9 protein-coding genes are annotated in these 15457 nt (G+C 64.7%); 5 read left to right on the top strand and 4 right to left on the bottom strand.

What is annotated here, in order from left to right; translation table 11 throughout:
- Both rpoC and rpoB read right to left on the bottom strand, forming a co-directional pair.
- Nucleotides 1–4287, bottom strand: a complete 4287-nt coding sequence (rpoC, locus tag C8J47_RS03330) for a DNA-directed RNA polymerase subunit beta' (protein ID WP_056060318.1) — start codon at nucleotides 4285–4287, stop codon at nucleotides 1–3.
- Nucleotides 4288–4449: 162 nt separating this feature from the next.
- Nucleotides 4450–8604, bottom strand: coding sequence for a DNA-directed RNA polymerase subunit beta (rpoB, locus tag C8J47_RS03335; RefSeq protein WP_056051380.1), 4155 nt, complete (start codon nucleotides 8602–8604; stop codon nucleotides 4450–4452).
- Between the two features lie 548 nt (nucleotides 8605–9152).
- Here rpoB and C8J47_RS18805 point away from each other — a divergent pair.
- The gene (locus tag C8J47_RS18805; RefSeq protein ID WP_133030371.1) at nucleotides 9153–9464 is read left to right on the top strand and encodes a hypothetical protein; all 312 of its coding nucleotides are present in this window, start codon (nucleotides 9153–9155) and stop codon (nucleotides 9462–9464) included.
- 208 nt (nucleotides 9465–9672) lie between these two features.
- Here C8J47_RS18805 and C8J47_RS03345 read toward each other — a convergent pair whose 3' ends face one another.
- Complete coding sequence (locus C8J47_RS03345) at nucleotides 9673–10437, bottom strand: M15 family metallopeptidase (protein WP_259467326.1); 765 nt, start codon at nucleotides 10435–10437, stop codon at nucleotides 9673–9675.
- Between the two features lie 30 nt (nucleotides 10438–10467).
- Here C8J47_RS03345 and C8J47_RS03350 point away from each other — a divergent pair, with 30 nt between their 5' ends.
- From C8J47_RS03350 to C8J47_RS03365, 4 genes are all read left to right on the top strand, one after another.
- Nucleotides 10468–11187, top strand: a complete 720-nt coding sequence (locus tag C8J47_RS03350; RefSeq protein WP_121884418.1) for an RluA family pseudouridine synthase — start codon at nucleotides 10468–10470, stop codon at nucleotides 11185–11187.
- 19 nt (nucleotides 11188–11206) lie between these two features.
- On the top strand, nucleotides 11207–11632 hold the full coding sequence (arfB, locus tag C8J47_RS03355; RefSeq protein WP_056051376.1) for an alternative ribosome rescue aminoacyl-tRNA hydrolase ArfB: 426 nt from the start codon (nucleotides 11207–11209) through the stop codon (nucleotides 11630–11632).
- Between the two features lie 318 nt (nucleotides 11633–11950).
- Nucleotides 11951–12442: a GAF domain-containing protein gene (locus C8J47_RS03360; protein WP_121884725.1), complete on the top strand. Its 492-nt coding sequence runs from the start codon at nucleotides 11951–11953 to the stop codon at nucleotides 12440–12442.
- Nucleotides 12443–12560: 118 nt separating this feature from the next.
- Nucleotides 12561–13637, top strand: a complete 1077-nt coding sequence (locus C8J47_RS03365) for an RcnB family protein (RefSeq protein WP_121884726.1) — start codon at nucleotides 12561–12563, stop codon at nucleotides 13635–13637.
- 16 nt (nucleotides 13638–13653) lie between these two features.
- Here the strand turns inward: C8J47_RS03365 and C8J47_RS03370 are convergent, their stop codons facing one another.
- A complete protein-coding gene (locus tag C8J47_RS03370; RefSeq protein WP_121884419.1) occupies nucleotides 13654–15078 on the bottom strand; it encodes a hypothetical protein in 1425 nt (474 codons plus the stop codon).
- Between the last annotated feature and the right edge of the window lie 379 nt (nucleotides 15079–15457).

A 15457-nucleotide genomic window follows, 5' to 3' on the forward strand; every position in this document is an offset into this window, starting at 1 on the left:
TTACTCGGTCTCGTTCAGATACTCGCCGGCATCCGCGTCGGTGCCGGTGCCCGAGGTGACGACCGCTGCGAGCGGATCCTCACCCGTGCCGCCTGCATCGCGCGGCGAACGTGCCAACTCGGCAGCATGCTCGTCGGCAGCCGACATCGGTGCCACGATCGACACCTCCGCCATCTTGCGCTGCTGGACGCGCATCGCGGCGTCGCGGCTGTTGGCCACGACACGCAGGCGGTTGAGGCCTGCACCGGTGCCTGCCGGGATGAGCCGGCCGACGATCACGTTCTCCTTCAGGCCCATCAGCATGTCCTGCTTACCCTGCACGGCTGCTTCGGTGAGCACCCGCGTAGTTTCCTGGAACGATGCCGCCGAGATGAAGCTGCGGGTCTGCAGCGACGCCTTGGTGATACCGAGCAGGATGGGCTTGCCCTGTGCGCGGGTCTGCTTCTTCTCGAGCTTCTCGTTGGTCGCGTCCATTTCCTCGCGATCGACCTGCTCGCCCTTCAGCAGCGTGGTGTCGCCGCCGTCGGTGATTTCGACCTTCTGCAGCATCTGACGAACGATCGTCTCGATGTGCTTGTCGTTGATCTTCACGCCCTGGAGACGATAGACCTCCTGGATTTCCGACACGAGATACTCGGCGAGGGGTTCGATGCCCATCGTCTCGAGGATGTCGTGCGGATCGGGCGAGCCGCCGATCAGGTTATCGCCGCGCTTGACGTAATCGCCTTCCTGGACGTCGATGACCTTCGACTTCGGCACCAGATACTCGACGACGTCGCCGCCATCCTCGGGCTGGATGCCGATCTTGCGCTTCGCCTTGTAGTCCTTGCCGAACACGACACGGCCGGAGATCTTGGCAATGATCGCCGAGTCCTTGGGGATACGCGCCTCGAACAGCTCGGCAACACGCGGCAGACCACCGGTGATGTCGCGCGTCTTGGCGCTCTCGCGGCTGACACGGGCCACGACGTCGCCGCCGAACACCTGTGCGCCATCCTCGACCGACAGCGTAGCGCCGATCGCCAGCATGTAACGACCGGTCTCGCCCGACGTCTCGTCGAGCAGGGTCATGCGCGGACGCAGATCCTCCTTCGACTTGGTCGCCGCACGATATTCGATCACGACGCGCTGGGCGATGCCCGTGGCTTCGTCGGTCTGCTCGGTGAGCGTCTTGCCCTCGATCAGGTCGACATACTTGATCGTGCCCGGGTTCTCCGTGATCACCGGCATGGTGAACGGATCCCACTCGGCCATCCGATCGCCGCGCGACACGATGTGACCATCGTCGAACAGCACGTACGCACCGTAGGGGATACGATCGACCGAGAGCTCGCGGCCGTCCATGTCGACAATCGCGATTTCACCCGAGCGGCTGAGCACCACGCGACGGCCACGCTGGTCGACGATGATACGCAGATCGCGGAACTGCACCGTACCGTCGGCATGCGCCTCGAGGTTCGACGTTTCGTTGAGCTGCGCCGCACCACCGATGTGGAACGTACGCATCGTCAGCTGCGTGCCCGGCTCACCGATCGACTGCGCGGCGATGACGCCGACAGCTTCACCAATGTTGACCGGCGTACCGCGGGCGAGATCGCGCCCGTAGCACTTGCCGCAGACGCCGATCTTCGACTCGCAGACCAGCGGGCTGCGGATCTTGCACGACTGCGTGCCGAGGCCTTCGATCGTCGTGATCATCGGCTCGTCGAGCAGCGTGCCCGACGGGATGACGACCTTGCCGGTCTTCGGATCGACGATGTCTTCGGCCGTGGTACGACCGAGGATGCGCTCGCCGAGGCTTGCGATGGTCGAACCACCCTGAAGAATGGCCTTCATCTCCAGCGCGCGGGTCGTGCCGCAATCCGGTTCGATGATGACGCAATCCTGCGACACGTCGACCAGACGACGCGTCAGGTAACCCGAGTTCGCCGTCTTCAACGCCGTATCCGCGAGACCCTTGCGGGCGCCGTGGGTCGAGTTGAAGTATTCGAGGACGGTCAGGCCCTCCTTGAAGTTCGAGATGATCGGCGTCTCGATGATCTCGCCCGACGGCTTGGCCATCAGGCCACGCATACCGGCAAGCTGCTTGATCTGCGCCTGCGAACCACGAGCACCCGAATGGGCCATCATGTAGATCGAGTTGATCGGCTTTTCACGACCGGTCTCCTCGTCGACCTTCACCGCACGGATCTCGTCCATCATGGCGTTCGCGACCTGATCGCCGCAACGGCTCCAGGCGTCGATCACCTTGTTGTACTTCTCCTGCTGCGTGATCAGGCCGTCCTGATACTGCTGCTCGAAGTCCTTCACGAGCGCCTTGGTGTCGTCGACGAGACCAACCTTGGCGTCCGGAATGATCATGTCGTCCTTGCCGAACGAGATGCCGGCGCGGAACGCGTGGCGGAAGCCGAGCGACATGATCGCATCGGCGAACAGCACGGTCTCCTTCTGGCCGGTGTGACGATAGACCTCGTCGATCACGTCGCCCACGTCCTTCTTGGTGAGGAGGCGGTTGACAGTGTCGAACGGCACCTTGTGGCTATGCGGCAGGCACTCGCCCAGCAGCATGCGGCCCGGGGTCGTCTCGTACCGCTTGAGGTACTGCTTGCCCTTCTCGTCGGTCTGCGGAACGCGGCTGATGACCTTGGTGTGCAGCGTGACCGCCTGAGCGTTCAGCGCCTGGTGCACTTCGGCCATGTCACCGAGCAGCATCCCCTGGCCCGGCTCGTTCTCCTTCATCATCGACAGATAATAGAGACCGAGGACCATGTCCTGCGACGGAACGATGATCGGCTTGCCGTTAGCTGGCGACAGGATGTTGTTCGTCGACATCATCAGGACGCGCGCTTCGAGCTGGGCCTCGAGGCTCAGCGGGACGTGCACGGCCATCTGATCGCCGTCGAAATCGGCGTTGAACGCGGAGCAGACCAGCGGGTGAAGCTGGATCGCCTTGCCCTCGATCAATACCGGCTCGAACGCCTGGATGCCGAGACGGTGAAGCGTCGGCGCACGGTTCAGCATGACCGGATGCTCGCGGATCACCTCGTCCAGGATGTCCCAGACTTCCTTGCGCTCCTTCTCGACCCACTTCTTAGCCTGCTTCAGGGTCATAGACAGACCCTTCGCATCGAGACGTGCGTAGATGAACGGCTTGAACAGCTCGAGCGCCATCTTCTTCGGCAGGCCGCACTGGTGCAGCTTCAGCTCAGGCCCGGTCACGATGACCGAACGACCCGAATAGTCGACGCGCTTGCCGAGCAGGTTCTGGCGGAAGCGGCCCTGCTTGCCCTTGAGCATGTCGGACAGCGACTTCAGCGGACGCTTGTTGGCGCCCGTGATCGTGCGACCGCGGCGACCATTGTCGAACAGTGCGTCGACAGCCTCCTGGAGCATGCGCTTCTCGTTGCGGACGATGATGTCCGGCGCACGAAGCTCCATCAGGCGCTTCAGGCGGTTGTTGCGGTTGATCACGCGGCGATACAGATCGTTCAGATCCGACGTCGCGAAACGACCACCGTCCAGCGGCACCAGCGGGCGCAGCTCGGGCGGGATGACCGGAACGACCTCGAGGATCATCCACTCGGGGCGGTTGCCCGAATCGATGAAGCTCTCGACGACCTTCAGGCGCTTGATAATCTTCTTGGGCTTCAGCTCGGACTTGGTGACCGCGAGCTCTTCGAGCAGTGCGGTACGCTCACCGACGAGATCGAGCGATTCGAGCATGATGCGGACCGCTTCGGCACCGATACCGGCCGAGAACGCGTCCTCGCCATACTGGTCCTGCGCGTCGAGGAGCTCGTCCTCGGTCATCAGCTGGTACTTCTCGAGCGGGGTCAGGCCCGGCTCGATCACGATGTACGCCTCAAAGTACAGCACGCGCTCAAGCTGCTTCAGCTGCATGTCGAGCAGCAGGCCGATGCGCGACGGCAGCGACTTCAGGAACCAGATGTGCGCGACCGGCGCGGCGAGCTCGATATGGCCCATCCGCTCGCGGCGAACCTTCGAGACGGTAACCTCGACGCCGCACTTCTCGCAGACGATGCCCTTGTACTTCATGCGCTTGTACTTGCCGCACAGGCACTCGTAATCCTTGATCGGACCGAAGATGCGCGCGCAGAACAGGCCGTCACGCTCGGGCTTGAACGTGCGGTAGTTGATGGTCTCGGGCTTCTTGATCTCGCCGAACGACCACGAACGGATCTTGTCCGGGGACGCGATGCCGATCTGGATCTGGTCGAACGTCTCGGTCTTGGCGACCGGATTGGCGAAGGGGGTCATCTCGTTCATATATTGATCCTTCCAACTCCCCTCCCGCAAGCGGGAGGGGAAGGGGCCCAAGCTCTCGCTTGGGAAGGGGTGGGCACCCGGTTCGATCTTGGCGCTCCATCACCGGCCGGGAGCCCACCCCCGACCCCTCCCGCACGCGGGAGGGGAGCTAAATCAACCGCGTTACTCCGCCGCGATCTGGATGCCGTCGCTGTCGAAGCCGGGCTCCGACTGCTTCAGGTCCACATTCAGGCCGAGCGAGCGCATTTCCTTGACGAGCACGTTGAAGCTCTCCGGGATGCCAGCCTCGAACGTGTCGTCGCCCTTGACGATCGCCTCGTAGACCTTGGTGCGTCCGACCACGTCGTCCGACTTCACCGTCAGCATTTCCTGCAAGGTGTACGCCGCGCCGTAGGCCTGGAGTGCCCAGACCTCCATCTCGCCGAAGCGCTGCCCACCGAACTGCGCCTTACCACCCAGCGGCTGCTGCGTGACCAACGAGTACGGCCCGATCGACCGTGCGTGGATCTTGTCGTCGACCAGATGGTGGAGCTTCAGCATGTAGATGTAGCCCACCGTCACCTTGCGATCGAACTGATCGCCGGTGCGGCCGTCGAACAGGTCCGACTGACCCGACGTGTCGAGGCCCGCCAGCGCCAGCATCGCCGACACATCGGCTTCGCGGGCACCATCGAACACCGGCGTCGCCATCGGCACGCCACCCTTCAGGTTCTTGGCGAGCTCGACGATCTCGTCACCCGTGCGGGCGTCGATCTCGGCGTGATACTGCTCGCCGTACACCGTCTTGAGACGATCGCGGACCGCCTCAGGCATCGCACCCGGCTTGGCGTCCGGATTCTCTTCGCGCCACGTCTCGAGAGCCGCGGTGATCGACTGGCCCAGGCCACGTGCGGCCCAGCCCAGATGCGTCTCGAAGATCTGCCCGACGTTCATGCGCGACGGCACGCCCAGCGGGTTGAGCACGATATCGACCGGCGTACCGTCGGCGAGGAACGGCATGTCCTCCGCCGGCAGGATGCGGCTGATGACGCCCTTGTTGCCGTGACGGCCGGCCATCTTGTCGCCCGGCTGCAGCTTGCGCTTCACCGCGACGAACACCTTGACCATCTTCAGCACGCCCGGCGACAGCTCGTCACCACGCTCCAGCTTCTCGCGACGATCGTGGAACTTGTCCGTGATCAGCTTGGCCGCATCGTCATACTGGATCTTGACCGCTTCCAGATCGCTCTGGACCTTGTCGTCGGCGACCGCGAACTTCCACCACTCGTGGCGGTCGACGCTGTCGAGCAGATCCATGTCGATCACGACGCCCTTCTTGACGCCCTTCGGCGCCGAGGTGGCGGTCTGGTCGAGCAGCATCTCGCGAAGACGCGACCAGGTCGCACGGTTCAGGATCGAACGCTCGTCGTCCGAATCCTTCTTCAGGCGCTCGATCTCCTCGCGCTCGATCGCCATCGCGCGCTCGTCCTTGTCGATGCCGTGACGGTTGAAGACGCGAACGTCGACGACCGTACCCGACACGCCCGGCGGCAGGCGAAGCGACGTATCGCGCACGTCGCTGGCCTTCTCGCCGAAGATCGCACGGAGAAGCTTCTCCTCCGGCGTCATCGGCGATTCACCCTTCGGCGTGATCTTGCCGGCGAGGATATCGCCCGGCTCGACCTCTGCACCGATGTAGACGATGCCCGCCTCGTCGAGGTTGCGCAGGGCTTCCTCGCCGACGTTCGGGATGTCGCGCGTGATGTCCTCAGGCCCGAGCTTCGTGTCGCGAGCCATCACCTCGAACTCGTCGATATGGATCGACGTGAACACGTCGTCCTTCACGATCCGCTCGGAGATCAGGATCGAATCCTCGTAGTTGTAGCCGTTCCACGGCATGAACGCGACGAGGCTGTTGCGACCCAGCGCCAGCTCGCCGAACTCGGTCGACGGGCCGTCGGCGAGCACGTCGCCGGCACGAACCGCATCGCCCACCTTCACCAGCGGACGCTGGTTGATGCAGGTCGACTGGTTCGAACGCTGGAACTTCATTAGGGTGTAGATATCGACGCCCGACTTGCCGGCATCAATCTCGCCGGTTGCGCGGATCACGATACGCGCCGCGTCGACCTGGTCGACGATGCCCGCACGCTTTGCCGAGATCGCGGCGCCCGAGTCACGCGCAACCGTCTCTTCCATACCGGTGCCGACGAACGGCGCCTCGGCCTGGACGAGCGGCACGGCCTGACGCTGCATGTTCGAGCCCATCAGCGCGCGGTTGGCGTCATCGTTTTCCAGGAACGGAATGAGCGATGCGGCGACCGAGACGAGCTGCTTGGGGCTGACGTCCATCAACGTGATATTGTCGGGCAGCGCCATCAGGAATTCGCCCGCCTGACGCGACGACACCAGCTCCTCGACGAAGCCGTTCGACGAATCGAGCTCGGCGTTGGCCTGCGCGATCGTGTGCTTGGCCTCTTCCATCGCCGACAGGTACACGACGTCGTCGGTGACCTTGTGATCCACGACCTTGCGGTACGGAGTCTCGATGAAGCCGTACTTGTTCACCCGCGAGAAGCTGGCGAGCGAGTTGATCAGACCGATGTTCGGGCCTTCCGGCGTCTCGATCGGGCAGATGCGGCCGTAGTGCGTCGGATGAACGTCGCGGACTTCGAAGCCGGCGCGCTCACGCGTCAGACCACCTGGTCCAAGTGCCGACACGCGACGCTTGTGGGTGACTTCCGACAGCGGGTTGGTCTGATCCATGAACTGCGACAGCTGCGACGAGCCGAAGAATTCGCGGACCGCGGCAACCGCAGGCTTCGCGTTGATCAGGTCGTTCGGCATGACGGTCGAGACGTCGACCGACGACATGCGCTCCTTCACGGCGCGCTCCATGCGGAGCAGGCCGACGCGGTACTGGTTCTCGAGCAGCTCGCCGACCGAGCGGACACGACGGTTACCGAGGTTGTCGATATCGTCGATTTCGCCCTTGCCGTCCTTGAGGTTCACGAGCGTCTTGATGACCTCGAGAATGTCCTCGGTGCGCAGCGTCGTCACGGTATCCTCGACGTCGAGGTCGAGACGCATGTTGAGCTTCACGCGGCCCACGGCCGACAGGTCGTAGCGATCCGGATCGAAGAACAGACCCGAGAACAATGCCTCGGCGGTCTCCAGCGTCGGCGGCTCGCCGGGGCGCATCACGCGGTAGATGTCGCTGAGCGCCTGCTCGCGCTCTTCGGCCTTGTCGACCTTGAGCGTGTTGCGGATCCACGGACCCGTCGCGACGTGATCGATGTCGAGCAGGTCGAGACGCTCGATGCCTGCCTGGTCGAGCAGTTCGAGGTTCTCGGCGGTCACTTCGTCACCGGCTTCGATGTAGATGCGGCCGGTCGACTCGTCGATCAGATCGTACGCCGAATAGCGGCCGAAGATTTCCTCGGTCGGGATCAGCAGGTCGGTGAGACCATCCTTGAACGCCTTGTTGGCAGCGCGGGGGCTGATCTTCTGGCCGTTCGGGAACACGACTTCGCCGGTCTTCGCATCGACGATGTCGAACATCGGCTTCTGGCCACGCCAGTTCTCGACCTGGAACGGAACGATCCAGCCACCCTGACCGCGAACGAACGTCACGCGGTTGTAGAAATAGTTGAGGATCTCTTCCGACGTCATGCCGAGCGCGTAGAGCAGCGCCGTGACGGGCAGCTTGCGCTTGCGATCGATGCGGACGTTGACGATGTCCTTCGCGTCGAACTCGAAATCGAGCCACGAACCGCGATACGGAATCACGCGCGCCGCGAACAGGTACTTGCCCGATGCGTGCGTCTTCCCGCGATCGTGATCGAACAGGACGCCCGGCGAACGGTGCATCTGGCTGACGATGACGCGCTCGGTGCCGTTGATGAAGAACGTGCCGTTCTCGGTCATGAGCGGCATGTCGCCCATGTACACGTCCTGCTCCTTGATATCGATGACCGACTTGGCCTCGGTATCGGGATCGACCTCGAACGCGGTCAGACGCAGCGTGACGCGCATCGGCGCGGCGTAGGTGATCCCGCGCTGGCGGCATTCCTCGACGTCGAACTTCGGCGGCTCAAGGACGTAGTCGTCGAAATCGAGATAGGCGGTGCCGGCGAAATCCTGGATCGGGAACACGCTGCGCAGCGTCTTCTCGAGACCCGAGACGTGGCCGATCGACTTGTCGGAGCGCAGGAACTGCTCGTAGCTCTCGCGCTGGACTTCGATCAGGTTCGGCATCTGCACGACTTCGTGGATGTTGCCGAAAACCTTGCGGATACGGCGCTTTGCAGTGCCGTGTTCGATCGCCTTGGAAGCCATAGGTTTTGTTTCGCCCTATAAAAACTGACGGATCAGTCGTAATTTCGTGCTTGGGAACCCCCAAGCGGGACGCACGTTCACGCAAAAAGGCCGCGCGCATCAGGTGCGGCGGCTCTCAGCGTATGAAACCTCGGTATCCAATACGATCGACACGCTGCGCGACGGCATGTCATTTCCCGGATGCTGTGGTGAAAAGCGGATATAGGCGCGCCGCGGCGTCATGTCAAAGGGTGGACGCGATACGGTCGTTTCGACACGGCCGCACTGCCGGAAATACTATAGCTATGGTCAAACGCCTGACGCTATTGCATCTTTGGTAATATTTGACGCGTATATTCAGTGTTACCGTTTGGCATTCGCAGGGGAGTAGCGACGTCATGAACGCGAAGATCGCAGAGCGAGAAGTATCCGATCAGGACCGTGCGAATTGGATTCGGTTGATCGAAGATCACGAGAAGATTGCCCGGCAATGTTCGGAACTCGTTAATTTATCACGAGAATCTAATACGCAAAGCGCGATCGCGTCGCGCAAGCTGATCGAGCTGGCGGTGACCGTCGCCGATCATCTGGGCGTCGAGGACGAGGTCATCGATCGCACCGTCGTGGCGATGGAAGCGCGATGCTCGGCCGATACGATCGCGATGATGGAGGAGGATCTCGACATCCTCCGCTCGGACTGGAAGGCGTTCATCGGCCACTGGCTGCCGACGATTTCCCCCGACGACTGGGCCGCGTTCGGCGTGCAGGCGGAGTCGATGCTAGACCGGCTGTCGCTCCAGGTGAAGCTGGAGACCGAATTGCTGTACGACCACGCGTTGCAGGACGGCGTCGTGCGTACGGGCGGGCTCGTGCTGCACTGATTGGGTAGAGTGGGGCATCCAATTGGCCCGTAACTCAAAGGTGCCCCCCAAAAAAACCACCACCCCGGCGAAGGCCGGGGCCCAGTTGGAAAGGTGGCAGTAACGAAGCGCTGGCGGTCGTCAGCAACGTTCCCCGACTGGGCCCCGGCCTCCGCCGGGGTGGTACTGCTCTCAGGGGCACATAGCCCCGATCAAACCAGTCTTTATTCTACCGCCGCTTCTTCTTCGACGGCACCACCACGACCGGAGCCACCGGCACCGGCGGTTGCGCCGACACCTTCACCACCAGCGGCAGCACGGCGGGATCCGCCGGATACAACCGCCGAGCCCGCGCGAACACGAACCGCGCCTTCGCCGCCCCGGGCGCACTGCCGCTCGTGCCCACCCAGCGCCAGTGCCAGGGCTCCCATTTCACGTTCTGCTTGTTGCCCCCCGGAAAGCTCTGCTCGAACCCGAACCGCGGCGCGTTCAGCCGCAGCCAGCGCGCGGCAGGCGTCGCGGCCATGCACGCCTCCGCATCGGGACACCCGTTCGCAGGCCGGACCGCGAAGTCGAGCGCATAGCCGGTCGAATGCTCGCTATAGCCAGGCGGCGCGACCGAAATCGCCCGATCGGCCGCGGTGCTGATTTCGCCGCGGCAGAACACGCTGCGCTGGCGCGCGATCGACCGCTGACACGAGAGCGCGCGCAGTTGCCCCATCACCGAAGGATCGCCCTGCGCCGCTGCGAACAGCCGCAACAGATCGGGCAGGATATCGGCACGTACCACGCACGGATTGCCCACCGAATATTCGGACGGCAGCGTGACCAGTTCGGTTTCGGCGGCGTCGCCGTACGGCAGATGCCCGAACGCGCGACCATCGGGCGCGATCGCCGCGCTCTGGCCTTCGCACAATTGGGCCTCCGCTATGGTCGGGGCGAACAGGAGCGCGAGGGCCAGCGTGCGGTGCAACATCGACGCGGGCTCTGGCACGCAGGCGCTAATGATGGCAAGGGCGGCGCCATGCATGGTGAACGCGTACTTTTCCTCGACGGCGAGGCCCTGGTGATCGACAAGCCCGCAGGGCTGCCGGTCGATCCGCCCCGCGATGGCTCGCTGAGCCTCGAAAATCATCTCGAAAGCCTGAAGTTCGGCTTCCAGCGCTGGCCGAAGGCGGTGCACCGGCTCGACCGCGACACGAGCGGCTGCCTGCTTTTGTCGCGCAACCCCAAGGCGCATGCCCGGTTGCAGCAGGCGTTCGAACAGGGCCTCGTCTCGAAACGCTACGTCGCCCTCCTCGACGGTGAGGTTAACGGTGAATCGGGCCTAATCGAAATGCCCCTCGGCAAAGTCAGCACGGCCGAGACCGGCTGGAGGATGGTCGAGGACCCCGAGGGCAAGAAGTCGCGCACCAAATGGCGCGTGCTCCAGATCAGGGACGGCCGCTCGCTGGTCGAGTTCCTGCCGGAGACCGGCCGCACCCACCAGATCCGCGTCCACGCCGCGAGCGGTCTCGGCGCGCCGGTGGTCGGTGACGGCGTGTACGGCAAGGCGGATGGGCTCGGCATGATGCTCCACGCGCAGCGGCTGATCGTCCCGCGCCCGGGCAAGACCGACGTGCTCGCCGAAGCGCCGCTGCCCGAGCGGTTCGCCAAGGCAGGTTTCGCCGACGAGGCTGCCCCGGTTGCAGATACCGCCCCGACTGCCGACGCGGTAACGACGCCCGACTCCACCGACGGCTGAGAGCTGAGGGCAGGGGCTTATGGTCGCGATCCCGATCACCCGATCGATCTCAATCGACGACAGCGAACTGATCGAGAGCACGACCCGCTCGGGCGGTCCCGGTGGTCAGCACGTCAACACCACCGACAGCGCGGTGATCCTGCGCTTCGACGTCGGCCTGTCGCCCGGTTTGCCCCTCGCGGTGAAGAACCGCATCGCCGTGCTGGCGGGATCGCGATTGACGCGCGACGGTGTGCTGGTGCTACGTAGCGAGGGATCGCGGTCGCAGTTGCTCAACCGCCAGGAGGTCCGCGAACGCCTCGTCGCAATGATCAAGGAAGCGACGATCGTCCCCAAGGCACGCCGCGCGACCAAGCCGTCCAAGGCGGCAAAGGCACGGCGGGTCGATACGAAGAAGGTGCGTAGCGGGGTGAAGGCGGGCCGGGGTAAAGTACGCGACGATTGAGCGGGCGTGAGTGGGGGGCAAGCTCGCGCGATTTCAGCGAACCCTGGGTGGACTCGGCGAAAACCTGATACGTCGAGCGCCTCTCTACCGTTCCCCCGCGCAGGCGGGGGGCCAGGATCTCAAACGGCAGCGCTCGCGATCTTAGCAGCACGTTTTGTTTTTCGAGGTTGCACGTCATAAATCCCGTCCGTCACCCCGGCGAAAGCTGGGGTATGCTTGAGGAACGGACTTTCGAAGCCAATATGGCAGAACTCAATTTGCGCTAGGATGACGGACGAAACTCCCGGCCTACCGCCGTCGCCGACCAAGGACGATCACATGTATGAGTTCGATATCTCAGCCGGCACCAAGGCCGACCTCTACCGCGACCTGCTCGCCGCGCTAGGCGCGCTGACGGCAGACGAGACCGATCCGATCGCCAACATGGCCAATGCCGCCGCGCTGGTATGGGAATATCTCCCTGATCTTAATTGGGCAGGCTTCTACCGGCTGGTGCCCGAAGCGCAGGGTGGCGAACTCGTCCTCGGGCCGTTCCAGGGCAAGGTCGCGTGCATCCGTATCCCGGTCGGCAAGGGCGTCTGCGGGGCCGCTGCTGCGACGCTGACTACGCAGTTGGTCGAGGACGTGCACGCATTCCCAGGACACATCGCCTGCGACGCGGCAAGCCGGTCGGAGCTGGTGGTACCGGTGATCAAGGACGGCACGCTGATCGCCGTGCTCGATCTCGACAGCCCGGAGCCGGCGCGGTTCGACGCGGAGGATGCGGCAGGCTGCGAGGCGCTCGCAGCATTGTTGGGTCAGCGTCTGTAGGCGCTGCTCCGTTTCGGGACGGTACGCTTGCTGGTGACTCGCTCTTGGCTTTGGTAAGCAACCCCTCAAGACATCCGGCGTTTGCGCGGGATAGGGTGGCGGAACCAGGGAGATGAACATGCGGAGCCTTATTCTCGCGAGCGCAGGGCTCGCCTTGGTCGGCGGCGGCGCGGCGCACGCGCAGCAGCGGCCCGGCGCCAGCTACGGTATGCCGGGCGCGACGATGCAGGCACCGATGGCAAATCCCCGCCGGCCCGGTCCGATCGCCGCCAATCCTCCGATCGTGCAAACCGCGTCGCGACAGGCGGGACCGCACCGCCAGCCGCGCTGGGGCAGCAAGATCGGCGGTCGCTGGTGGGCCGGTGCGAACGCGCCGGGCGGCTGGACTGGCTACCGCCGCCCGCATCGCGGCTGGGCGGTGCCCGGCTATTGGAATGCGCCGCGCTTCTACGTGGGCGACTGGTCGACCTACGGTCTTCCGCAACCGCCGCAGGGGTATAACTGGGCGCGCTACTACGACGACGCCGTGCTGATCGACCCGCGAGGATCGGTCTACGACACCGTCGGCGACGTCGATTGGGACCGCTATGATTCGAGCAGCTCGGTGACGATAAGTCCTCGGGATTATGCGGCAAACGACACGGTGTACGCCGGGCCGAGCGAACGCGGATATGCGCCGCCTTATGATGATGGTCGCACGCCGCGGTCGGACGATGGTCGCTACAACCGGCGCGACACGGGTTTGGGCGGTGCCGCGATCGGTGCTGTAGCCGGTGGCGTCGCGGGCAACGTCATCGCCGGACGTGGCAACCGTCTCGGCGGTACGCTGATCGGTGCCGGCGTCGGCGCAGCGGCGGGCTACGCGATCGACAAGGCCGAGGATCGTGGCCGTCGCACGCCGCCACCACTCCGTGCGGGATACGGCGGAGACTATCCGCCGCCCGCGCCGTATGCGGACGACTACGCGCCACCATATGGCGCTGGCTATCAGCCGCCGCGTACCTACGCGAGCGCGCCTGGCGAAACCTGGGTTTCGCGCGATGGCGCCACGACGGTCACGACCACCAGCGGCCCGGCCTATCCGGCAGGCTCGACGACGGTGGTCGTTCAGTCCGTCCCGGTGACGACGACCACGACGACCACCGAATATTACGAGACGGTGCCCTATCCGCGGCGCAAGCTACGCCGGCGCTAGGGGCGCTGCAGCTGGCTCACCCCAGCATGCCCGCATAGGACTGGGGCGGGAGGGGTAGCGTCATGCGCGCCGCCAGCCCGCTGCAGATCACGATCGTCAGCGCAATTGCGCCGATCATCAGGACCCGCCGCCGCGGTGCGCGATCGGCGAGCAGGACGACGGAGACCGCCGTCGCGATCATCGGCCACAGGTGATAGCGCAGGTCGGACGCGATGCTCAGCGCTGCGAAGCTGACCTCCAGCGCGAGAGCGGATACCAGCAACGCGGTGGCAAGTTCGCGGATAGGATCGCGCGGGCGCGACAGGCTTGCGGCAAGCGCGGTGATCGCGACGACGATCCAGGCGATCGGCCAGCCGAGCGGGGTCTCGACGATCATCGCGGTCAGCACCTCCCACGCGCGAGCTCCTGCACTGGGGTTGGCGAGCCCGATCGTGTTCGGCTCCGACGCGACGGGCGGCGCGGCGCTCGGCCAGTGGAACGGGACCAGCCACCGGTCGGTCGAGTTCAGATGCGCGAAGCGGTGCCCGGCATAGGCGATCGGATGATGCAGCGCCGCCGACGCCAGCGTGAGGTACAGCGTCGCGGTCGGCAGCGCGCGCAGCCGTGCCATCGTCGTTCCGCAATTCGCATCGTCGCCGAGCGGATCCCAGAAGAACGGCTTCGCGCATCGCCGCTGGATCACGGTTGCTGTCTCCTGCCGGGTAAGGCCGATGGTGTTGCCGTCCGACGTACGCGCGGCGATCCCCGCGATGTCGTAGAGCGCCTGCGTCGCTTCGACCCCACTGGGTTGCGCCCGGAGCAGCTGGTGGTTCACGATCGGCGCGACGCCGAGCACGGCGACCACCGCGACGAGACTGGCGACGAGCTTGGCGAGGGGGTGTGCCGGGCGCGGGGCGAGCGTCACGATCAGCGGAACGACGATGAACACGGCGTTGGCGCGGACGAGCACGGCGTAGGCGAGCAGCAGCGCGACCGGGATATACATCGCGCGGGGCAGCGGACGCCGCGCGAGCCGCCACCAGCCTATGATGCCGACTGCGGCGAGAAGCGCGCCGGCGAGTTGCGCATCCTTGAGCACTACGCCCTGCCAGCCGAGAAAGGGCGGGAGCAGGCCGATCGCGAGGATCGCGGCGCCGCTGCGGGCGCGACCGATCCGGGCCAGCGCGGCGGCGATCAAACCGAGCCCTAGCCAATAGGTGACGAGTTGCAGGACCAGCATCGGCGTCGCGCCGGGCCCGAGCGGCGCGAGCAGTGCCCATACGCGCGCCATCGCCGGTGGGTGCCAATCGTCGTACACGCCCGACAGGACCTGCTGATATTGCGTGACGGTGTCGTACATCGCGGTACCCGGCCAGAAGAGCGCAAGCGAGGCCATGCATAGTGCGACCGCCGTTATCGTGATGTGGTGGTGCGTGAGGCGGGAGTCTGGTTCGATCGACATTCGCGGTTCCCGCACCGGTGGCTTATGCGCCGCGAAATCCTGAAAGCAGGACTCCGTGGCCGGCGCGACCCTTTGCCGCGTCGCGCGCGAGGGTCAAGAGAGATAGGGCCGAAACGGGATGGTTTGCTCGGATCGGTCGGTCGGCCGGATATCAGACTGGTCTCGACTTAGTGCCTGACAACAAAAGGACGCCCATTCGCCTCCGTCATCCTGACGAAAGTCAGGACCCAGAGCCACAAGGGCGGCTGCTGGTATCCTGGATTGACTTTCGTCAGGATGACGGAGGCGAGTGGAGTACCAACCTCAAATCCTCCCCCGCCAGGGGGAGGTGGCTGGCGCTTGCAAGACGGAGGGGGCGGTAAGCGACCACGCCCGCTGC

This window comes from Sphingomonas sp. PP-F2F-G114-C0414 (assembly GCF_003688595.1).
In the GTDB taxonomy this organism is placed as follows: domain Bacteria; phylum Pseudomonadota; class Alphaproteobacteria; order Sphingomonadales; family Sphingomonadaceae; genus Sphingomonas.